Raw genomic sequence first — 21,293 nt, forward strand, 5'->3', positions numbered from 1 at the left:
GATGAAGCACACCTTCAGGATCATCCTTCCTTTGCGCGCAGTTCTTTGCGTCCTTTGCGTCTTTGCGGTGGGTGTTCAAAAGGCGGAGGCGATTCCAACCAAGCCTAAACTCGGAGCACCCACCGCAAAGTCGCAAAGACCGCAAAGGAAAATCCGCAAAGTAGGCTTCCAGGGGAAAAAGTGATGTCTGCGCAGGTCCGCTGATCGCTGATGTATTCTTGATCAGTGCAGGGGAGGTGAAGATCACACCGTTCGAGGAATCCGAACAAAAGCCCCCTCAGACCTGACCTTCCTTTGCGCGCAGTTCTTTGCGTCCTTTGCGCCTTTGCGGTGGGTGTTCAGCCTTTTTTGCGTTGGGTGTACCGCCGTTTTGTCTACATTTTTAATTGATTCCTGAGATCGATTATTGTAGTGTTCAGCGAATGAACGCTGACGATGAAAAGGTCCTTGATAGCTACCGATTTTTCCTGCTTCTGTCAGAGATCTCGGGGGAAGAGCAGCTCTCCCAGAGGGAACTGGCGAAGCGGCTCGGCATCGCGCTGGGACTCGTCAACTCCTACCTGAAAAACCTCGTGGCCAAAGGGTACGTCCGCGTCGCCAACTTCCCGAAAAACCGCTACGCCTACCTCCTCACGCCGAAAGGCTTCGCCGAAAAAAGCCGTCTCGCCTACCAGCACCTGAGCTACTTCTCCGGCCTGTACACCGTTGCGCGCCAGGACTACCTGCGCCTCTTCCGCCGCCTCGCCGCGGACGGAACGCGCCGCGTCGCCTTTTGCGGAGTTGACGAGACCGCCGAGATCGCCTACCTCTCGCTAAAGGAAGTCGGACTGGAACTGGAGCTGGTGATGGACCAGTGCGGCGCGGGGCAGCTCTTTTTCGAGCAGCCGGTGCTCGCGCCTGGGGAAGGTCTCGCCGCGGCGCCGGGAAAGATAGTTATAACCTCTCTCAAGCGCGGCGATGCACTGCGCGAGGAGTTGTTGCGACTGGGAGTTGAGCCGGCCGCCATCTATGACGCCTCGGCGGCAGTGGCAGAGTAGGAGAAGAAAATAAGCCAGGGCCTTGCTTTTCTTTGCGTCCTTTGCGTCTTTGCGGTTCAAATATGTTTTTCGATTTCGAAGGAGAGGATGTCATGAGTAGTGAAATGAGTTTCAAAGGGGAATTTGGTGCAGCAGAAATAAAGGCGACGCTGAAGCCGATTTTTGAGAAGGCAGGGGAGAGGGTTGTTGCCAGCTACCTGTACGGCTCGCAGGCCACCGGCAAGGCCGATGCGACGAGCGACATCAACGTCGCGGTCCTGCTCCATCCGGAAGCGTGGGAAGCGGGGCACGACCCGCGTCACGAGATTCACCTCGAATGCTGCAAGGCGCTGGACAGGAAGGATGTGGATCTGGTGGTGCTGAACGGCACCGGCGACCTTCTCCTTCTGGAAGAGATCACCAACAGGGGCATCGTCCTCCACGACCACAACCCCGCCTTCCGCGCAGAATTCGAGGCAAAGGTGCTGCACGACTTCCTCGACTGCAGGGGGCACAAAGTCAATACGTTGTGGGATTAGGTGACGCGCTTTAGGTACAGGCTTCAGGTTACTCTTCGGAGGATGACCCGGTGCTGGTAGATGTGAAAGGGATGTATAGCAGGGACGCTGCTGAGGCTGCCGGAATTGGTCTATGTCCGCTCTGAAGCAAGCCTCAGCACCGGAGAAAATGTGAACGAGGAACAGAAAGCTTGTGTCGAGACGGATGGCGGAGCAGCGTCCGACCGGATGTGGGTCCGTTATCTTCCACTTTTCCTGCGCAAGCGATTCCAGAGTCGACACGTCTTTCAGGAGGCGGTGGAGAATAGCGGGTGGCTCGTGGGTGACAAGCTCCTGCGGATGGGGATAGGCCTTCTTGTCGGCGTATGGGTTGCTCGCTATCTCGGGCCCGCGCAGTTCGGAATCATGAGCTACGCAGGATCCGTAGCAGGGCTTGCTGGTGCTATTGCCGGTCTCGGCATCGACAGCATAGTCATCCGCGACCTCGTGAGGTATCCGGAAAGGAGCGATGAGTTCCTCGGTACAGCATTTGTGTTGCGCTTTTTCTCTGGGCTTGTCTGCTACCTTGTGATGTTGGGCATTGTCATCGCCATCAAGCCGGGGGAGACGCTGACCCATGTCATCGTGGCGATAATAGGCTGGACCCTCACCATCGGCGCCTTCGACACCGCGGACCTTTGGTTCCAGTCGAAGGTGATGTCGAAGTACGTGGTCTATGCCAGGAGCGCAGGATTTCTCATCTCCGCGCTAGTCAGGCTCGTCCTGATTTTCGCCAAAGCCTCCCTCGTCGCATTCGCGGTTACCAACCTTGTAGAAATTGGCATCGGCGCCATCGCCTTGCTCTATGCCTACTACCGGAAGAACGGCTGTCTCAGGAGGTGGAAGGCAAGGCTTCCCCTGGCGAAGGAACTGGTGCACAGCGGGTGGCCCGTCCTTCTGGGTGGGATAGTCTCCATGATTTGCCTCCGCGTCGACCAAGTGATACTGGGGCAGATCAGCAACCCTAAAGAACTCGGAGTATATGCGGCGGCCGTGAGGGTAGCGGAGCTTTGGTTTTTTCTCCCTTCCGCTATCATCGCGTCGGTCTTTCCGAACATCATCAAGGCAAAAGAGGTAGACGAGGAGGAGTTTTACAAGAGGCTGCAAAAGCTCTTCAACTTTCTCGCCTTCGCCGGGTACGCAGTTGCAATCCCGGTGACCTTCCTCGGGCCATTCGTGATCAACCTGCTGTACGGCAAGGCGTACTCAGGCGCCGCGCCAATGCTCATCATTCTCATTTGGAGCGACCTCTTCATCAACCTGGCCATGGCACGCGGTGCGTACCTCTTCGCCATGAACTGGACATGGATACTCCTGGGTGTGAATGCGGTCGCTGCCGTGGTGAACATAGCGCTCAACCTGGTCCTCATCCCGCACTACGGCGGGACCGGGGCAGCTGTCGCCTCACTTCTCTCGTACTGGGTGTCGGCTCATGGTGTGTGCTTCCTGATAAAGCCACTCCGCAGGGGCGGGCAAATGATGACACGGGCACTTTTGTGGCCCAAATTCTGGTAAGCCTGCCAAAGGATGTGCTATGACCGGGACGAGACCTAAATTAGTCGTATGGGGCGCTTCAGGTCATGCGCGCGTCGTCGCTGACATAGTTAGACTGGAGCGCCGCTTCACCCTTGAAGGCTTCATTGACAACATTGAGCCGCAGCCACGGCAGTTTCTGGGGCTGCCCGTTTTTACCGGCACCCGCATAGTGCAAACCCTCAAGGAGCGCGGTGTGACGCACGTCATCTTCGGGTTCGGCAACTGCTCAGCACGCCTCAAGCTATCGGCGGAAATGCGTGAGGCAGGCTTCTCAATCGCCACCGCAGTCCACCCGCAAGCTGTAGTGGCCGCTGACGCAGTGGTAGGGGAAGGGACGGTCATCGCAGCAGGGGCGGTAGTTAATTCAGGCTCCAACGTTGGCGAGAATGTCATCGTCAACACTCGTGCGAGTGTCGACCACGACTGCGTGATAGCCGACGGAGCGCATATCTGTCCTGGAGTTACTCTTGGCGGTTGGGTAGTGATCGGCAGGGCCGCGTGGGTGGGAATCGGATCGACTGTTAAGGATAGAGTAACGATCGGTGCCGGCGCCTTGGTCGGCGCCGGTTCTGTCGTGCTGCGCGACGTCCCGGACGGGGTCGTTGCCTACGGCGTTCCCGCCCGAATACATAGTGAGGCAGAAGGACTGTGATGAAAGAAGAAGAGAAAATTAGCGTTTCTCCCGTTACCCCTACTTTCCCCGAAAAACTCCATGTGGGGCGTCCAAACCTCGGCGACCGTGACCGTTTTCTCGCCCGTGTCGGCGACATGTTCGATCGCAACTGGCTCACGAACAATGGCCCTTTAGTGCAGGAACTCGAGCAGAAGCTCGCGGAGATGCTCGGGGTGCGCCACTGCATCGCGTTGTGCAATGCCACGATTGCGCTGGAGATAACGGCTCGAGCCCTGGGGCTTCATGGAGAGGTAATCGTTCCCTCTTTCACGTTTGTCGCCACCGCTCACTCCCTGCAGTGGCAGGGAATAACTCCTGTCTTTGCGGACATTGACCGGAAGACGCAGACTCTCGATCCAGCTTCCGTTGAACGTATGATTACTCCGCGTACCACTGGGATAATCGGGGTACATGTATGGGGTCGGCCTTGTCACGTCGAGGCACTCCAGGAAATAGCAGACCGCCGCAACCTCAAGCTGATTTATGATGCCGCACATGCTTTCGGCTGCTCCCACGGGGGAAAGATGATAGGCAGGTTCGGGAATGCTGAGGTTTTTAGCTTCCACGCGACGAAGTTTTTCAACACGTTTGAAGGTGGCGCCGTTACCACTAACGACGACGAACTTGCGGAAAAGATCCGCCTGATGAAGAACTTCGGGTTCTCCGGTTACGATAACGTCATCTACATTGGGACCAATGGCAAGATGACTGAAATATGTGCTGCAATGGGCCTGACATGTCTGGAGAGCCTTGACAACGTCATTGAGATTAATCGTAGAAACTACAGAAGCTACATCCAGGGCCTTGCCGGACTGCCAGGACTGCATCCGGTAGTCTACGATGAGGCGGAAAAGTGCAACTTTCAGTATATCGTCTTTGAGGTGGACGAGGCCGTCGCAGGAATAAGCAGGGATAAACTGGTGGAGGTGCTGCACTCCCACAACGTCATGGCCAGGCGATACTTCTATCCGGGATGTCACCGGATGGAGCCATACCGCTCTTACTTCCCTCATTCACATCTGCTGCTGCCGAACACCGAGAGACTATCAGAGACGGTCATGTCACTGCCGAACGGAACGTCAGTAGGCGTCACTGAAGTAGGCAAAATTTGTCAGATCATTAGACGGGCAATTCTCGGAAATGTCTAAAAGAGCCACCTCCTATAATTCGCTGGGGCCTGCAGTACTCCTTGGAACATCGTCCAGCATATTCCCTCTTCACTTGGCGCGCTACTGGAGATCTTTAGGAATTGCTGTGGCCATCGTCACTCACGACCTCGATCAGGATGCCATCACAGAAGATGGCATCCCCATCGTGAGCACGAGGCGGTTCCACTCCGCGATAGTAAGAGTATTGCTGAAGTTTTACCGTGTCCTGCACTGGGGCGAAATGCTCCTAGTCCGCCTTTACAAGCCCTACTACAGGCGGCGCACCGGGCGGAAGGAACCCGATCCGTGGGAACCGTATTTTGTAGAAAATGTCCTTAAATCGTTTGCCGCAGCAAAAGCAGCAAAAACACTACGGCCTCGTTTCGTCTTTGGACATGAGGCTGGCTGCTATGGATTGCCATCAGCATACTGCAAGGATGTTCCATCCTTCCTCTTTCCGTGGGGGGCCGATGTATTTCTGTCTGCGGAAACCTCGCCCGTTTATTTCAGGCTAATCCGATACGCTCTGCACAATGTGGATCTTGTGCTTCCTTCTTCAGTTACAGCTGCTAAGCACATAACTGCTAGATTCGGGGTGGCCAGCGACAAAGTTATCCCCGTCTCCTGGGGCGCGGACTTCTCTCTATTCCAAAGAGCCTCGGCACAAAATCGTAGGCATATCTTGGAGCGATTCTCCATCCCGTCCGACGCCTTTGTCATCTGCAATCCCCGTAGGTTTCGCCCTGCTTGGGGCTGTTTCGCAGCTCTGGATGCTTTTATGGCCCTGGCAGAGGAGCGGGCAGACCTCCATTTTGTCATGGTCGGTGGTGCCGGGACTGAGGCGCATGTAGAGAGTGCACTGCTGGCAATAGAGCAGAGAGGACTGCTAAGCCGGTTTACGATTCTGCAAGAAGATATCCCTATAACAGTATTTGCCGACCTTATGTCCATTGCGGATGTATTCGTATCGTTACTGGGGCGGGGTGATATGCGCTCCTCGAGTGTTTTGCAGGCTGCTGCTGCTGGAGCTGTACCAGTCATAGTAGACAATCCTGAGTATCAGGAAATGACTCGGTGTGGGTTTATGGCCCGCCTGATAAGCAGCGCAGATCCTGTGAAAATTGCCGACGCAGTGAAGTCGTATCTGCATGACCCTGACTACCTCCATGCGACGAGGGAAACGAACTACGAGTATCTGCAGAAGAATGAAGACGCTCGGACTCAGATGGCACATATGCTGGATCTAATACAGACGGTATGTCTTGAGTACGAGCGAGGATGCGCATGACTAGTTCAGAAGAGAAAGTCGGGCTCGCAGTACACAGCAGTGAAGAAGGGAACCTGTACGACGTTGAAAGACTCAGAACCCTCATCTCCGACTGCCTCTGTGCCTGGGGTGCGACAGATGCGCAATCCCCTTTTTCAGACATTGTTTCACCCGGGATGTCTGTTCTGTTGAAACCAAACTGGGTCCACGACCAAAATGTTAGCGGGCTTGGCAACGACTGCCTCGTGACGCACCCCAATCTCATCTTGGCTGCACTTCAGGAAGTCCTGAAAGCAAAACCGAGCAGAGTCATCATTGCGGATGCTCCAATACAACAGTGCGACTTTTCCGCGCTCGTCCCTTCCGACTTGCGCCTTCGAATAAAAGATTTGGCAGATCTGACGGGGTGTCCTGTCGAGGTCATAGATTTGAGACGCACCATTCTCCGCAAAGGGGGATATGTTGCGGGGCAGGATCTGGAAGTTCGCGGTGATGATCGTTATATTCTGTTCGACTTGGGAAAGGAAAGCCTGCTAGACCCTGTTTCAACTCCCGATAGCCGCTTCCGGATCACGTGTTATCACCCGGACCTGCTTTCCCTGCACCACAGGCCGGGAAAGCACGAATACTTCGTCGCCAAAGAACCATTTGAAGCAGACGTTGTCATTAACATGCCGAAGCTTAAGGCTCACAAGAAAGCTGGTCTCACCGGGGCGATGAAAAACCTCGTTGGCATCAATGGAAACAAAGAGTTCCTGCCGCACCACAGGCTCGGAGGGAGTGCAAGTGGTGGCGATTGTTATGCCGGGTGGTCCTTGATCAAAAGGATGATCGAGCGTTGCTATGATGAGGCAAATCGGGGAATTGGAACCCCCCAGTGTGCAAAATGGCTCAAGCGATCAGGGCAACTTCAGCGGGTTCAGAATCTTATCGGAAATCCAGAAATCGAGGGCGGGTGGCATGGAAACGACACGGTCTGGAGAATGACCCTGGACCTCAATCGCCTGTTGCTTTATGGCCGCAGCGACGGGACTCTCTCTGACACGCCTCTGCGAAAGGTGTACTCATTGACAGACGCCTTGATTGCCGGCGAAGGCGAGGGGCCACTCGCGCCGTCTCCCCTCGTGCTCGGAGTCCTTACTTTCTCTGATTCCTCCGTCTTTTCCGACTTGGTAGGCGCTAGTCTTATGCACTTCGACTACCGGAAGATCCCCACCGTTCGTGAAGCTTTTGGAGCATTCAGATATCCCTTGGTAACGCATGCACCTGAAGACTGCCGTGTGCTGTTTGAGGGGGAAGAGATAACGCTGCATGACGTGGCACGATGGTTCGGTAAAGATTTCCACCCTTCCGCTGGCTGGCGAGGGCACATCGAGATGACTGGAGACGCGGAATGAGGATAGGTATCCATCCAGATCACATGTGGGGTTCAAGCTACTCGGACAGGTGGATTGAGTTCCTGATGGCAAAGAACGTGGAGATCGTTGACCTTGATTTGCTGGCGCCAGATTTTTTGGAGCAGGCTCATAAGTGCGACGGCATTATGTGGCGCTGGTTTCACACCCAGGATCACAAGCAGTCTGCAAAGATGATCCTCTACACCATCGACAAGTACCTCGGCATCCCCGTCTTTCCGTCGGAGGAGATGTCCTGGCACTTCGACGATAAAGTGGCTCAATACTACCTCCTGAAAACGCTTGATGCCCCACAACCGGACGCGTCAGTATTCTGGGACATAGAGGCTGCAATCAGTTGGGCCCGCAGCGCTATTTACCCGACAGTATTCAAACTCGCGGCTGGTGCGGGGGCCTCAAACGTGCTGAAAGTAGATAGTTCTGCCCACGCGGTGCAACTGATCCGGAAGATGTTCTGTGAAGGAATCTTCCCAATGACCATGAATGAGTACCGTGGACCTGTTCTGCCAAGAACACGGCGGGAGGCCAAGGCGAGGGTGCGGAGGGTCGCAGACGCTCTCCGATACGCCCGAACGGGCGATTTCCCACGATTGCCCGAGTTCTGGTGGAAACCCGAGAAGGGCTATGTCTACTTTCAGGAGTTTCTCCCCGGAAATGCCTTCGATACGCGCGTGACGGTCATAGGAGATCGCGCCTTCGCGTTTCGGCGCATGAACCGCCCCAACGACTTCCGCGCCTCGGGGAGCGGAAACATCGACTGGGCCCCCGGTGAAATCGACCCGGCGTGCTTAAATATTGCCTTCGAGGTCTCAGAGAGAGCTGGGTTCCAGACGATGGCATACGATTTCCTGTACAAGGCGGGGAAGCCTGTAATCTGCGAGATCAGCTACACCTTTGTCGATACTGCAGTTTTCAACTGTCCCGGGCACTGGGACAGGCAACTGAACTGGCACGAGGGGCATATGTGGCCGGAAGAAGCGCAGGTCGAAGATTTCCTGGCGGTGGTAGCGCGAGCGGGTCGGGGGTGACTTCTATTCTTGACAAAAGAGTTGTCGTTTATCTCCCCAGTCTTGAAATGGGCGGCTCGGAGCGTCAAGGACTGCGCCTTGCGGCCTATCTCCAGAGGGAATGTGGTGCAAAGGTCGAGGTGTGGGGGGTAGCGGGAGAAGGTCTCGGCACAGTTTTTTGCGACAAGGAAGGCATCCCCTGGCGCATTGTTCCTGTCCCCTGGCAAACGAGCCCGCTGAAGCGGTTGAGGACGGTGCGAACCCTCAAGGAAACGCTCTCGCTGGCGAAACCTGACATCCTCCTCCCCTTTACCGTAACGCCAAGCTTCATCTGCGGCCTCCTCTGGGAAAAGGTTGGTGCCTCTCTTTCAATTTGGAACCAGCGTGACACTCTGGGGCACACCCCGGGGTTCTTCTGGCAGCAGGCGGCAGTCCGCAAGACTCCGCTGTTCGTATCCAATTCCGGTCATGGAGCAAAGTATCTCACTGATTTTTTAGGTGCACCCCGGGAAAAGATCCGTGTCGTGCACAACGGAATACAGCTGGATGCTCCTCTCCGGACGAGAGCGGAGTGGAGATTTGAGCTGCAGGCTTCGAAAGATCAGTTTGTCGCGGTGATGGTGGCGAACCTCCACGCAGACAAGGACCACGCCACTGTGTTGCGCGCCTGGAAGAAGGTGTTGGGAAGAGTGCCCGGGACATCCCCTGTCTTCGTGATGGCGGGATACCACGGGAACCGCTATGAAGAGCTGCGGCAGCTTTCTCGCGATCTCCACATCGAGGAGCATGTCCGTTTTCTCGGTCAGGTCACGGACGTCCCCGGCCTCCTCGCCGCCAGCGATCTGGGCATTATGAGCTCCAAGTCGGAAGGATCTCCCAATTCTCTTCTGGAATGCATGGCAGCGGGACTACCGATCGTCGGCAGCGCTGTCCCGGGGATTGAAGAGGCCGTCGGACAAGGGGGTAGATTTCTGTTTCCAGTAGGTGATGCGGAGGCACTCTCCCGACTCGTCGTCGATTTTATGGCGGATCCTCAGTTACGCCAGGCAGCGGGCGAGGAGAACCGCAGGCGGATCGGAGAGGCTTTCTCACCCAATGCTATGTGCCGCCAAATGGTCTCTGTTATCGAGGAAGGGCTCACCGCGCCATGAAAATTCTGCACACTGTGGAGTTCTACCACCCCTCCGTGGGGGGGATGCAGGAGGTCGTTAAGCAGCTCTCCGAGCGCTTGGTCCGCCTCGGCCACGAGGTGACAGTGGCGACCACGAGCCTCGCTGGTCGCACCGAGAAGGTGGTGAACGGTGTACGCATAGAGGAGTTCGCGGTCGCGGGGAAGCTTGCGCTGGGAATCACCGGCGATGTGGAGCGGTACCGCACCTTTGTTCGCGAGAGCCGGTTCGATGTGGTAACCAACTTTGCCGCGCAGCAGTGGACGACGGACGCAATGATCACCATGCTGGATCAGATCGACGCAAAAAAGGTCTTTGTCCCGACAGGTTTCTCCGAGTTGAGTCACCCTCGGTTCCAGTCGTACTTCGCTGGCATGCGGCAGTGGCTGACACAGTACGACATGAACGTCTTTCTCTCCAACGACTACAGGGATATCGACTTTGCCCGCGACTGTGGGGTCACACGGATCAGGCTCATCCCCAACGGCGCATCCGAGGATGAGTTCCTCCCGCCGTCAAAGATCGACATTCGCACAGAGCTGGGAATTCCGCGCGACCACTTCCTGATCCTGCACGTCGGCTCTCACACTGGTCTCAAGGGGCATGCCGAGGCGATGAGAATTTTCGCCCACGCCAGGATCAGGAATGCGACGCTTCTCGTTGCCGCCAACGATTTTGGCGGCGGGTGCGCCACCGCCTGCAAGCTGAAGCGCAGGTTCTTCAATGCCTGGCCGCCACGGCGCCAGGACGGGAAGCGGATCATCGTGACTTCGCTGCCGCGCCAGGAGACGGTGGCTGCCTATCAGGCAGCCGATGCGTTCCTGTTCCCTTCGAACATAGAATGCTCACCGCTGGTGCTCTTCGAATGCATGGCCTCTAGTACCCCCTTTCTCACCACAGATGTCGGGAACGCCCGCGAGATCGTGGAGTGGTCTGGTGGGGGGCGGGTGCTGCCGACGACGAAGGACCGGAAGGGACGCTCCCACGCCGAGATCGCAGGCTCCGTCGCGATGCTTGAAGAACTCTACCGTGACGGCACGCAGCGGGGCCGCATGGCGCAGGCGGGATTTGCTGCCTGGCAGGAGCGATTCACCTGGGGGAATATCGCCCGGGAATACGAGAAGCTCTATATGAACCTTTTGAAAGGGTAGTCTCTGTATGGTCATCGTCAGGCTGAGCGGCGGGCTCGGCAACCAGATGTTTCAGTATGCGGCGGGACGGAGCCTTGCCATTCTTAACGACGCGCCGTTGAAGCTGGACCTCGGGTGGTTCCAGAAGATCCCCGCCGGGGACACGAAGCGTCATTACGAGTTGCACGTCTTCAACACTGTGCAGGAGGCGGCTTCCCCCAAAGAGGTCCGGGCGCTGCAGGGAGTGAATGTAACCCGCTGGCCGAAGGTGGCGAAGCGCTTTCTGGCGCGTACAGGGCTCCTTATAAGGAAGTCGTCGGTACGGGAGCGTCATTTTCATTTCGATCCGCAGATACTGGAGTTGCGCGGCAATCTGCACCTCGACGGGTACTGGCAGAGTCCCCGGTATTTCGAGCAGTTCGAGGACGTGATCCGCAAGGACTTCACTCTCCTGCCTTCCCCCGATGCCGCGAACCTCGTAGCCGCCACAGCGATCGAGGGGTGCACCAGCGTCAGCCTCCACGTACGTCGCGGCGACTACGTCTCGAACCCCGCCATCGGCAATATCCACGGTAGCAGCAGCCTCGAGTACTACGCACAGGCAGTGCAGACGATGCTGGAGCGGGTGCCGCAGGCCCATTTCTTCGTCTTCTCCGATGAACCGCAGTGGGTGAAGGACAACCTGAAGATCGCCGCCCCCACCACATATCTTCACCACAATGGCCCCGATAAGGGTTACGAGGACCTGAGGCTAATGACCCGATGCAAGCACCACATCATCGCCAACAGCTCCTTCAGCTGGTGGGGGGCGTGGCTGGCGGACGCCCCTGGGCAGTTCGTGATCGCGCCGAAGAGGTGGTTCAACCGCAACGACGTCTGCACCGACGATTTGTGCCCGCCGGAGTGGCTGCGGCTATGAGTGGGAGTGTTGTGAAGATACAGCCAAGGGTTACGGTCCTGCTGCCGGTGTATAACAGCCAAGCGCACCTACGGGAGGCAATTGACAGCATTCTTCGCCAGACGTACGCCGACTTCGAACTTCTCGTCATCAACGACGGTTCCAGCGACGGCAGTGTGGCCATTGTGGAATCTTTCGACGACCCCCGGATCCGCCTGGTGCACAACGAAAAGAATTCCGGGCTGATCTTCACCCTCAACAAAGGGCTGGAGCTCGCAAGAGGCGATTTTGTCGCGCGCATGGACGCCGACGACGTGAGCCTGCCGGAAAGACTTGCGAAGCAGGTGGCCTTTCTGGAGAGAAACCCCTCAGTGGGGATCTGCGGGACCTGGTTTCGAAAGTTCGGGGGGCAGGAAAAGACGCTGCGCTGGAGCACAGACCCGGACAGCATCCGGTGCGGTCTCCTTTTCGACTCCATGATGGGGCACCCGACGGTGCTGTTGCGCCGACAGCTCTTCCTCGATCACGCCCTCTACTATGACGCCGCGTTCAAGAATGCCGAGGACTTCGACTTGTGGGAGAGGGCGTCCCGGCACTGCGACCTCGCCAACCTCCCCGAGGTGCTGCTGCAGTACCGCGTGCATCCGGGGCAGATCACCCAGGTTGCCGCTTCTGGCCAGAGAGGTACCGCCGGGAAGGTCCGTCTGAGACAGCTGCGGGCGCTGGGGATCGAACCGTCGCCGGAGGAGATGGAGATACACCAGGCGATCTCCACCTGCTGCTGCGACTCGGTGACCGATGTCTTTGTCCGTGGCGAGGAGTGGCTGTGCAGGTTGAAGAGCCTGAACGATCAGGCGGGGTACTTTCCGGAACCGGCCTTCTCCCACACCCTTCTGGAGCGGTGGCTGGTCTTCTGCAAGAAGGGCGTCTCCCGGGGGCACCTGTCGCCGCGGGCCCTTTATTTCCCCCGGCTGCTGAAGGAGACCTCACTCGGCTACCGCTTCGTCGCCAGCTACCTGCTGGATCAGCTGAAAAACCGATAGGAGAAAGATGCGCGAGATGAGGCAACCGCTGAAGGTTCTGTACATGCTGCACGATTCCCGCAGAAGTGGCGTTCCTGCCGTCATGGCTGCCGAGGTGCGTGCCCTCGACCGCTCCCGGGTCACACCGTGCGTCCTTTTCGCCTACGACGGACCGTACGCCGAGGTGTTGCGCGCCGAGGGGGTAGATGTGCGGGTATTCGGCAAGCGCCGCCCCTTTTTGTGGAGGATGAACCGCTTCCTCTTCAACCTGCGGCTGCTGTGGCTCTCCCGGGTGTTCGACCTGGTCCACGTGCACAGCACGAAGCTCGCCTGTTCCGTCCTTTTCGCGAAGCTGCTGCGGATGAGGGCAATCTATCACCTGCATGAGCTCCCGGGGAACGTCGCGTCCGGGGTGCGCAAGGCGATGGCCGCCGCCGATTGCGTGGTCTTTTGCTCGCACACCTGCGCGGAGCACTTCAAATCGATCCCCGCGGGAGGAAAGCGCACCATCGTCAACGCGATGGCGTTCGACAGCACCCCTCCTGCCGTACACCACGGGCGGGGGCGCAAGGTCGTGATGGTCGGAAGCATCAACCAGAGAAAGGGGCAGCACTTCCTCCTCGAGGCATTTTCCCGCCTGCGCGACCGGGACGCCGAGCTGTGGCTCTACGGTACGACCGGCCTCTCCGCCCACAAGTACGTCCACGACCTGAAGGCTTATGCGGCAAAAGAAGGCTTTGCTGACCGCGTCTTCTTCCCCGGCCCCACCGGCGATGTCTTCAGCGTCTTTCGGGAAGCCGCTGTGGTGGTGCATACCTCGCTCACCGAGTCGTTCGGCATGGCGCTTGTGGAAGCGATGTCCTGCGGGATTCCGGTGGTGGCACATGACCTGGAGGGGATGCGCGAAGTAGTGCAGGACGGGGTGACGGGATTTTTGGTGCAGCCGGGGGACGTGCAGGCCCTTGCCGCGAGGATAGAGGAGCTCCTCGCGGACCCGGCGTTGCGCAGCCGCATGGGAAGCGCGGCGTGGCGCGCCATGCGGGAGCGCTACGACATCGTGCGGCGCATTGACGAGTACCACGAACTGTACGAGGAGGTTTGCCGGCGATGAAAATGGTATTTCTGGCACCGTTCGGCATCCGCCCCAAAGGGACCGTTCTCGCAAGGATGATTCCTCTCGCGGCGCAGTTGCAGCACCTCGGCCACGAGGTGGTCGTGATCGCCCCTCCCTACACCAACCCCGAAGACTCCGGAAAGAAGGAGACCGTGCGCGGCGTCACTCTGCAGAATGTGGAGCTCGGACCGAGGCACAAGGTGCTCGCGGCTCCCATCCTCGCCTGGCGCATGTTCCGCGCGGCCCTCTCGGAGAAGCCGGATCTCGTGCACCTCTTCAAGCCGAAGGGGTACGGCGGCCTTGCCGCCATGCTGCACATCGTGCTGCAGCGGGTGGGGGTGAGACTTCCGCCGCTCTTTTTGGACACGGACGACTGGGAAGGGGCCGGGGGGATGAATGAGCTTCATGACTACTCGGGGGTGGAGAAGCGCTTCTACCATTTTCAGGAGCAGTGGCTGACGAGGCAGGCGGTGGGGGTTAGCGTGGCAAGCCGGGCTCTCGAGGTGCTGGTTGGGCGCATGGATGTCCCGCCGTCCAGGCTCCTGTATCTGCCAAACTGCGTCTCCTCCGTCCCGGGAGGGGACGGGGCTAAGGCCCGGGCAGCCCTGGGAATCCCCCCGGAGGCGCCGGTGGTGCTCCTTTACACCAGGTTTTTCGAGTTCAGCCAGGAAAAGCTGCACCAGCTCTTCGAGAAGATCCACCGGCAGGTCCCCCAAGCCCGCTTCCTCGTGGTAGGAAAAGGGCGCGCAGGAGAGGAGGATCTCCTCCTTGCCGCGGCGCGGGAACGCGGCTTTCTCTCGGCTCTCGTCGTGGCCGGGTGGGTGGAGCCCGCGCAGCTTCCCGACTACCTGGCGGCGGGGGACGTGGCGATCTACCCCTTTGCCGACAACCTCATCAACCGGACCAAGTGCCCCGCGAAGCTGACCGAGCTCTTGCTGGCGGAGCGGGCGGTTGTGGCGGACCGGGTCGGACAGCTGGCCGAATATGTAGTGAACGGGCGCTCCGGTGTGCTGTGCGACCCGCAACGCTGGGACGAGATGGTCGAACAGGTCGTGACGCTTCTGCGCGATCCCGTGCGGCGTGCGGAACTCGGGACGAACGGGCGGGCACTGCTGCTGGAGAGGTTCAACTGGGCGGGGGCGGCGGGAGAGCTCGCTGCCTTCTACAACAGGCTCGTTTAGCAGGGACGGTAGGGGCGCCGGTCTCTTTCGTCGACGGCACATCTTCCCTTCCCGGCTACACCTCCCCCTTCGTCGCGGTGCAGTCAAACCTTCCCATTGCGCAGAACGTGAAATATGTGGATAATGCCGCAGTTGCATCACCGGCGGGGCCAAGGCCGGCCGACATCTCTTCCGCCGATATCAAGGAGTGTTACGAATGACAGATAGGAAAAAGGACCTGCTGGCGCTTGCTGGCCTGCTGGCCGTGCTGCTCCTGTGTTTCTCCAGGATTCTCTTTACCCACCAGATCATTCGGGCGCCGGACATCCAGAACGAGTACTACTGGTATGTGCTTGACGTGGTAAAGCAAGGGGCCGCAGCCTGCTTCCACATCGATCTGTCCAGCGCAGGATGGGACATGCTCACAAACGGCGGCACCTCCGTCGGGGGTGGGACCGTCTCCCTGCAGTTCATGAACCTCCGCAACCTGATCTACCAGATCATTCCTCCTCCTACGAGCGTCGCATGGTTCATCGTGCTGCACCTGTGGTTCGGCGCCATCGGTACCTACCTGTACTGTCGCATCATCGGTGCAAGCCGCCTGGCGGCCTCCCTGGCGGGGCTCATCTTCGCAGTTGCCCCGGAGCAGGCCTCTTTGGTCAATGCCGGGCACGTCATGAAGATAGCCACTATCGTCTTCGCCCCCTGGGCCTTTTACCTCTTTGAGAAGGGGTTCAAGACGCGCAGGTGCGTGTACTTCCTTGCTACCGGATTTCTCCTCGCCTTCCAGTTCTTCAATATCCACTGGCAGATCGCCTACTACACCTGCCTCGCAATCGGCACCTATGGCGTCGTTCGCTCCATCGGGATCTTTCGTGCAGAGAACCCCGGGGCGAGGGGGATCGCGCACGTGCTGGGGCTCAATGTGGCGACGATGGTCTTTTTCCTCACCACTGTAGCCATATCCCTCCTCCCCCTCGCCGACTGGTCAACCGACACGAACCGCGGCGCCAACAGCGGGGCGAACGTGCAGGCGGCATCCGGGAGCACCCCGCAGGCAAAGGGGGGGCTGGCCAGGGAGGAGGCGATGTCCTGGTCTCTCCCTCCGGAGGAGGTCGCGGCCTTCGTTATCCCCGGTATGTTCGGTCTTTCGCGCCAGGAAGGGGGGGAAAACCCCAAGAACATCGACTCCTATTACTGGGGGCGGATGAACTTTACCCAGACCGTCAGTTATATGGGGCTTCTTCCCTGGCTGCTGCTGCCGCTGCCCCTGATGTTCCGGCGCGACCGCTACACTCTCCTCGCCATGATCGCGGTAGTAGGCGGCATCCTCTTTTCCATGGGGAAATACACACCCTTTTACAACCTCCTCTTCGACTACTTCCCGGGCATCAACCGATTCCGGGTGCCGAAGATGATAATGTTCATCCCGGTCCTGGGGCTGGGCGTCCTCTCCGCGCTCGGGCTTGACCTCCTCCTGGATCCGGCGGTGCGGGGCACGAGGGCCTTCAAGCGTTACGTCAGCGGGATAGCTTTCCTCCCCGTCTGTCTTCTTGTGCTCCTCGCGGTGGAGCACTTCGGGCGGCAGTACTGGATCGAGCGCTTTATCGAAATGCTGGCGCAGCCGACCCGCTACGAGCCCTCCAGCGAACAGCTCGTCATGCAGCGCTGGGGGAACCTGACGACGGAGACGGCAATCGCCGCCGGGCTTTCCGCCCTGTTTGCAGCCGCCTTCCTCCTGTACCGCCGCGGCGTGGTCACGGCGAAGATCCTCCCCGTCATCCTTCTTGTCCTCTTTCTCGGGGACGTCGGGCGCATCAACTCCAAGTTTCTGTTCCTCGTGGACGCTCCTCACAGGGTCACCGAGAAGAAGCCTGCCGAGATCGAGTTCCTGGCGAAGCAGGGTAAGGAGTACCGCACGCTTCCGATGGGGTCCGACCCGATGCCGTACGTGTCGGCCGGGGTGCCGGTGATGTTCACCTCCAATGCGGTGCAGCAGCGGCGCTGGCAGGAGTTCCTCGACAGTTTCAACCCGGGCTCCGCGATGCCGGACATCATGAATGTCCGCTACTTCGTCTTCCCCGCCGAAGAGTTTGAAAAGGAAAAGGCGGCCCTTTCGGTGAAGTTCGCGCCGGTCTTCCAGGCAAATGGCAGCGTCATCGCTGAGAACAAGAGCGTTCTGCCGAAGGCGTGGCTGGTCCCCGCGGTGGCACTGGTGCAGCCGCAGGAGACGATCTCCGTCCTGCAGAACCCGGCCTTCGACCCGCGCCGTGTGGCCCTCGTGGAGTCTGCCCCGCCGATCCCCATGATCGGCGCCAACGACCCGCAGCCCGCTTCCGCAGGGGAGACCCGGGTGACGCTGTACCAGGGTGAGAGGATCGAGGTCGACGCGGCGGTGGCGACCAACTCCATGCTCGTTCTCGGTGAGAAGTACTACAGGGGGTGGCAGGCCACGGTGGACGGGAAGTCGACCGAGATCTACCCGGTGAACCATGTGCTGCGCGGCATCTACCTCACCCCCGGCGTGCACAAGGTCGTCTTCGTCTTTGACCCGGTGCCGTTCAAGGTCGGCAAGTACGTCACCCTCGCCTCCTTTGCCTTCTTTGCCCTCATGCTGGGAAGAGAGGTCGTGCTCCGTCGCCGCGCGAAGGGGTGCGCGTGCGTCCCCGTGCAGGGTGGCGCCCTCCAGGTGGAAGGGGAGTAGGGGAATCCCGTGCCTCTGAAATGTCCTGAGACGGAGACGCTGGACCAGCTCACCGGCTACGACCTCAAGCTGGTGCAGCCGCGGCACGGCTACCGCTTCTCCCTAGACCCGCTCCTGCTGGCCGATTTCGCGGGGGTGCGCGAGGGTGAGCGGGTGATCGACCTCGGTACCGGCTGCGGCGTCATGGCGCTCGTGCTGGCGCGGCTGGCGCCGTCGGCGCAGGTGGTCGGCGTGGAGTTCCAGGAGGAGATGGCGGGGATCGCTGCGCGCAATGTGGAGCTGAACGGGCTCATGGCGCGGGTGGAGATCGTGGAGGAGGATGTCGTTTCCCTGAAAGGGCGCTTTGCGGTGGACAGCTTCGACCTCGTCGTTTCTAACCCGCCGTACCGGCGCCCCGGCACCGGGAAGATCAGCCCGCGCGCAGGCCGCGACGAAGCGCGGCACGAGACGACGGCGACGCTGGCTGATTTCATGGCAGCGGCGAAGTATCTCGTGAAGCCGTCCGGGCGGATCTGCTTTATCTATCATCCGTGCAGGCTGGCGGAGCTGATGGCGCACGCCGCCGCACTGAAGCTCGCGCCGCTGAGGCTGAGGATGGTGCACGGGAACAGCGGCGCAGATGCGAGGATGTTTTTGATCGAGCTGGTGAAGGGGAGAAGCGGAGAGCTGAGAGTAGAGCCCCCGATGACCGTGCGCGACCAAGATGGGGCGTACAGCGAAGAGAAGCTGAGGATCCATCGCGGGAAGGCTTGGGCGAAAGACGAAAAGGCTAGAGGCTAACACCCACCGCAAAGGCGCAAAGAGCGCAAAGAACTGCCGCAAAGGAAAAGCAAGGCAACGCCTTTAGGGGAAAGGCTAAGGCAAAAGAAGAAAAAGGCTAGAGGCTAACACCCACCGCAGGGAAAGGCAAAGACCAAAAAGGCTAACACCCACCGCAAAGGCGCAAAGGGCGCAAAGGACTGCCGCAAAGGAAAAGCAAAGCAACTTCTGGAACGGAACAAAGCTGCAAGAAGAAGAAGGGGTATAGGCAAGAGCAAATCTGAAGACGCTGACAACTCAAATGGAATGGAGGAGGGGGGATGGATACGGATATGGATATCGAGGAAATCGGCCGCATTATCCTTGGCTGTGCCATCAAGGTTCACAGCATATTGGGCCCCGGACTTCTCGAGTCGGTTTATCAGAAGTGCCTTGCCTATGAGCTGGAGCAGCACGGCTTAACGGTGCAGTGCGAGATGCTGCTCCCTATCAAGTATGGCCCCCTTTGCATTGAAGATGCTTATCGCATCGACATGCTGGTGGCGGGAAGAGTGGTGGTTGAGCATAAGGCGGTGGAGAAGATTCTGCCTATTCACGAAGCGCAACTCCTGACCTACCTGAAGATGAACGAGTCGAAGCTGGGCTTCATCCTGAACTGGCACGTCCCGTACATGAAAGAAGGGATCCGCCGCATGGTGAACAACCTGTAGTCAAAAAGGTTTTCTTTGCGGATTTTCCTTTGCGCCCTTTGCGCCTTTGCGGTGGGGGTCAGGCTCGGTTTTTACCGGCTTTCCAGGTCTTTCCGGATGCGGACGGGCCAAAGGCGAAAGGCTAGAGGCGAAAACCTACCGCAAAGCCGCAAAGAGCGCAAAGAACTGCGCGCAAAGGAAAAGCAAGACAAATTGGATGAGGCAAAATCTGAAGGCGCGCTGTCCGGTACATTAAAGAAGGGATCCGCACAACCTGTAGTCAAAAAGGTTTTCTTTGCGGATTTTCCTTTGCGTTCTTTGCGTCTTTGCGGTGGGGGTTGGACTTGGTTTTTACCGGCTTTCCAGGTCTTTCCTGATGAGGTTTTCGAAGACGGCGCGGAGCTCGGGGTCGGTCACTTCCTGCGCCTGTTCCACTACCCAGGCGCGCTCTGCTTCTGTTAGCTGACGGCGCTTCGGCTTGAACGGCGGGGGGGCGGGGGGAAGCTTCACTTGCCCGGCCTTTAAAAAGATGTCCTGCACCATCTCTTCTTCGAGCAGTGCATTGACCTTGGTGATGAGGTCCTTCTTCAGATAGGTGAGCTGCTGCATCCATGGGGCGCTGTCTACCCTGAGGGTCAGCACCCCTTCCCGGAATGCCACGGGCGTGGCGTGCTTGGCGATCCCTTTGCCGACTGCCTCCTCCCATACTTCCCAGATCCGCCCTTCATGCAGCCTCTTCCCCGCTGCGGTGCCGGCGAAGACGCTCTCGATGAGGGAGGAGACGGGGGCGGGACGGTACATCCGGCGGCGCTTCTCGTCAGCCAAGGCAGTTCCTCTTGCGGTACACCCTGCCGCCGGCAAGCTGCCCGGATACGGCTCCTGCGAGGGAGAAGGGGATGAAGGGCCAGGCGAGTCCGAGCTTCATTCTCATGATGATGATGAAGGGGATGGAGATGTGGACGAAGAAGAACCAGGTGGGGGAGAATTTTTCGCAACCCTGACGCCAGTAACCGAGAGGGATGTTGACGGCGCTGGCCAGGGTGAGAAGCAGCAGTACTTTTAAGGCTATTTGCATTTTTTACCTCGCAAGTCGATAATACTAGGGATTTAGCCACCCTTTGTCAATGCGGATCTGGCGCCGCTGGCCGCGAAAGGAGAGTTGTTGTGGTAAGAGACGGCGACCGTGTGGCGGTCTTCAATTCGGTACACCGGATCATGGAGGCCGAGAAGATTTTGAAGGGCAAAAAGCTGGACGTCCTGATGATTCCCGCACCGCGGACCATCACGACGGACTGCGGTCTGGCGCTTCGCTACCCGGAGGGGATCTGCGCCGAGGTGGAGGGGGCGCTCGGCGAGGCGGGGCTTCTCCCGAAGGAGCTGTATCGCAAGGCGGGGGAAGGATTCGAGCGGATCAACGAGTAAAGGAGAGTCGATGAAGGATCTGGATGTGAGGGGGATGGCGTGCCCGATGCCGGTTGTCTCGGTGAAGAAGGCGCTTGAGGCGGATGGTGCGGGGCTGCGGGTGCTGCTGGACGACGGCGCGCCGCGGGAGAATGTGCGCAGGTTTGCGGAGAGCCGCGGCTACAGTGTGAGCGAGGAGACGGTGGCAGGCGGCTATGCCCTCACGGTGACCGCCGGCGGCGCGGTGCCGCAGCAGGGTGCTCCCGTGCAGGCCGCGCAAGGTGCGGCGCAGGGGCCGCTGGTGATGCTCATCGGCTCCGACCGCCTCGGCGACGGGCCGGAAGAGCTCGGCCGCCTCCTGATGAGGAACTTCATCATGACCCTGAAGGAAGTGCCGCAGCTGCCGGACCGGATCCTCTTCCTGAACACCGGCGTCCTTCTCGCGGCGGAAGGGTCCGAAGTGATCGAGGCGCTGACGGCGCTCGGGAATCTCGGGGTGGAGGTACTTTCCTGCGGCGTGTGCCTCGATTTCTTCCAGAAGAAGGAGAAGCTCGCGGCGGGGGCGGTAACCAACATGTACACCATCGCCGAGAGCATGACCGGGGCGCGCCTGGTGCTGCGGGTATAA

The 21,293-nt window shown here is 59.1% G+C and carries 21 protein-coding genes; 19 read left to right on the forward strand and 2 right to left on the reverse strand.

Features of this window, described 5'->3' with window-relative positions; translation table 11 throughout:
• The first annotated feature begins 422 nt into the window (after window positions 1-422).
• The 17 genes from LPW11_RS10970 to LPW11_RS11050 all read left to right on the forward strand — a co-directional run bounded on the left by LPW11_RS10970 (window position 423) and on the right by LPW11_RS11050 (window position 19,285).
• Window positions 423-1,037 (forward strand): winged helix-turn-helix transcriptional regulator, encoded by a 615-nt coding sequence (locus tag LPW11_RS10970; RefSeq protein WP_230998166.1) that lies wholly within the window; start codon window positions 423-425, stop codon window positions 1,035-1,037.
• Between the two features lie 92 nt (window positions 1,038-1,129).
• Complete coding sequence (gene mntA / locus LPW11_RS10975; protein ID WP_230998167.1) at window positions 1,130-1,555, forward strand: type VII toxin-antitoxin system MntA family adenylyltransferase antitoxin; 426 nt, start codon at window positions 1,130-1,132, stop codon at window positions 1,553-1,555.
• Window positions 1,556-1,705: 150 nt separating this feature from the next.
• Entirely contained in the window at window positions 1,706-3,088 is a 1,383-nt protein-coding gene (locus LPW11_RS10980; protein ID WP_230998168.1) for a flippase, read from the forward strand.
• A 19-nt stretch (window positions 3,089-3,107) separates the two neighbouring features.
• Window positions 3,108-3,761 carry an acetyltransferase gene (locus LPW11_RS10985; protein WP_230998169.1) on the forward strand — a complete coding sequence of 218 codons (654 nt, stop codon included), beginning with the start codon at window positions 3,108-3,110 and terminating at the stop codon, window positions 3,759-3,761.
• Entirely contained in the window at window positions 3,761-4,930 is a 1,170-nt protein-coding gene (locus LPW11_RS10990) for a DegT/DnrJ/EryC1/StrS family aminotransferase (RefSeq protein ID WP_230998170.1), read from the forward strand. The genes LPW11_RS10985 and LPW11_RS10990 overlap by 1 nt, the downstream gene beginning before the upstream one ends.
• Window positions 4,931-5,036: 106 nt before the next feature.
• Window positions 5,037-6,218, forward strand: a complete 1,182-nt coding sequence (locus LPW11_RS10995; protein ID WP_230998171.1) for a glycosyltransferase family 4 protein — start codon at window positions 5,037-5,039, stop codon at window positions 6,216-6,218.
• Window positions 6,215-7,594, forward strand: a complete 1,380-nt coding sequence (locus LPW11_RS11000; protein WP_230998172.1) for a DUF362 domain-containing protein — start codon at window positions 6,215-6,217, stop codon at window positions 7,592-7,594. The genes LPW11_RS10995 and LPW11_RS11000 overlap by 4 nt, the downstream gene beginning before the upstream one ends.
• A complete protein-coding gene (locus LPW11_RS11005) occupies window positions 7,591-8,640 on the forward strand; it encodes an ATP-grasp domain-containing protein (RefSeq protein ID WP_230998173.1) in 1,050 nt (349 codons plus the stop codon). The genes LPW11_RS11000 and LPW11_RS11005 overlap by 4 nt, the downstream gene beginning before the upstream one ends.
• Window positions 8,637-9,770 carry a glycosyltransferase family 4 protein gene (locus tag LPW11_RS11010; protein ID WP_230998174.1) on the forward strand — a complete coding sequence of 378 codons (1,134 nt, stop codon included), beginning with the start codon at window positions 8,637-8,639 and terminating at the stop codon, window positions 9,768-9,770. The genes LPW11_RS11005 and LPW11_RS11010 overlap by 4 nt, the downstream gene beginning before the upstream one ends.
• On the forward strand, window positions 9,767-10,939 hold the full coding sequence (locus tag LPW11_RS11015) for a glycosyltransferase family 4 protein (RefSeq protein WP_230998175.1): 1,173 nt from the start codon (window positions 9,767-9,769) through the stop codon (window positions 10,937-10,939). The genes LPW11_RS11010 and LPW11_RS11015 overlap by 4 nt, the downstream gene beginning before the upstream one ends.
• Window positions 10,940-10,946: 7 nt before the next feature.
• Window positions 10,947-11,837 carry an alpha-1,2-fucosyltransferase gene (locus LPW11_RS11020; RefSeq protein WP_230998176.1) on the forward strand — a complete coding sequence of 297 codons (891 nt, stop codon included), beginning with the start codon at window positions 10,947-10,949 and terminating at the stop codon, window positions 11,835-11,837.
• Between the two features lie 11 nt (window positions 11,838-11,848).
• A complete protein-coding gene (locus tag LPW11_RS11025; protein WP_230998177.1) occupies window positions 11,849-12,859 on the forward strand; it encodes a glycosyltransferase family 2 protein in 1,011 nt (336 codons plus the stop codon).
• 7 nt (window positions 12,860-12,866) lie between these two features.
• On the forward strand, window positions 12,867-13,949 hold the full coding sequence (locus tag LPW11_RS11030; RefSeq protein WP_230998178.1) for a glycosyltransferase family 4 protein: 1,083 nt from the start codon (window positions 12,867-12,869) through the stop codon (window positions 13,947-13,949).
• Window positions 13,946-15,133 carry a glycosyltransferase family 4 protein gene (locus LPW11_RS11035; RefSeq protein ID WP_230998179.1) on the forward strand — a complete coding sequence of 396 codons (1,188 nt, stop codon included), beginning with the start codon at window positions 13,946-13,948 and terminating at the stop codon, window positions 15,131-15,133. The genes LPW11_RS11030 and LPW11_RS11035 overlap by 4 nt, the downstream gene beginning before the upstream one ends.
• Window positions 15,134-15,329: 196 nt before the next feature.
• Window positions 15,330-17,816, forward strand: coding sequence for a YfhO family protein (locus LPW11_RS11040; RefSeq protein WP_230998180.1), 2,487 nt, complete (start codon window positions 15,330-15,332; stop codon window positions 17,814-17,816).
• 9 nt (window positions 17,817-17,825) lie between these two features.
• Window positions 17,826-18,596: a tRNA1(Val) (adenine(37)-N6)-methyltransferase gene (locus tag LPW11_RS11045; RefSeq protein ID WP_230998181.1), complete on the forward strand. Its 771-nt coding sequence runs from the start codon at window positions 17,826-17,828 to the stop codon at window positions 18,594-18,596.
• A 299-nt stretch (window positions 18,597-18,895) separates the two neighbouring features.
• A complete protein-coding gene (locus tag LPW11_RS11050) occupies window positions 18,896-19,285 on the forward strand; it encodes a GxxExxY protein (RefSeq protein ID WP_230998182.1) in 390 nt (129 codons plus the stop codon).
• Between the two features lie 330 nt (window positions 19,286-19,615).
• Here LPW11_RS11050 and LPW11_RS11055 read toward each other — a convergent pair whose 3' ends face one another.
• Both LPW11_RS11055 and LPW11_RS11060 read right to left on the reverse strand, forming a co-directional pair.
• Complete coding sequence (locus LPW11_RS11055; RefSeq protein ID WP_230998183.1) at window positions 19,616-20,089, reverse strand: DUF721 domain-containing protein; 474 nt, start codon at window positions 20,087-20,089, stop codon at window positions 19,616-19,618.
• Window positions 20,082-20,339 (reverse strand): hypothetical protein, encoded by a 258-nt coding sequence (locus LPW11_RS11060; protein ID WP_230998184.1) that lies wholly within the window; start codon window positions 20,337-20,339, stop codon window positions 20,082-20,084. Before LPW11_RS11060 ends, LPW11_RS11055 begins: the two co-directional genes overlap by 8 nt.
• An 89-nt stretch (window positions 20,340-20,428) precedes the next feature.
• On the opposite strand from LPW11_RS11060, the gene LPW11_RS11065 reads away from it, so the two are divergent.
• Window positions 20,429-20,686 carry a DUF3343 domain-containing protein gene (locus LPW11_RS11065; RefSeq protein WP_230998185.1) on the forward strand — a complete coding sequence of 86 codons (258 nt, stop codon included), beginning with the start codon at window positions 20,429-20,431 and terminating at the stop codon, window positions 20,684-20,686.
• A gap of 10 nt (window positions 20,687-20,696) precedes the next feature.
• On the forward strand, window positions 20,697-21,293 hold the full coding sequence (gene yedF, locus LPW11_RS11070) for a sulfurtransferase-like selenium metabolism protein YedF (protein WP_230998186.1): 597 nt from the start codon (window positions 20,697-20,699) through the stop codon (window positions 21,291-21,293).

Source organism: Geomonas sp. RF6 (assembly GCF_021044625.1).
In the GTDB taxonomy this organism is placed as follows: Bacteria; Desulfobacterota; Desulfuromonadia; order Geobacterales; family Geobacteraceae; genus RF6.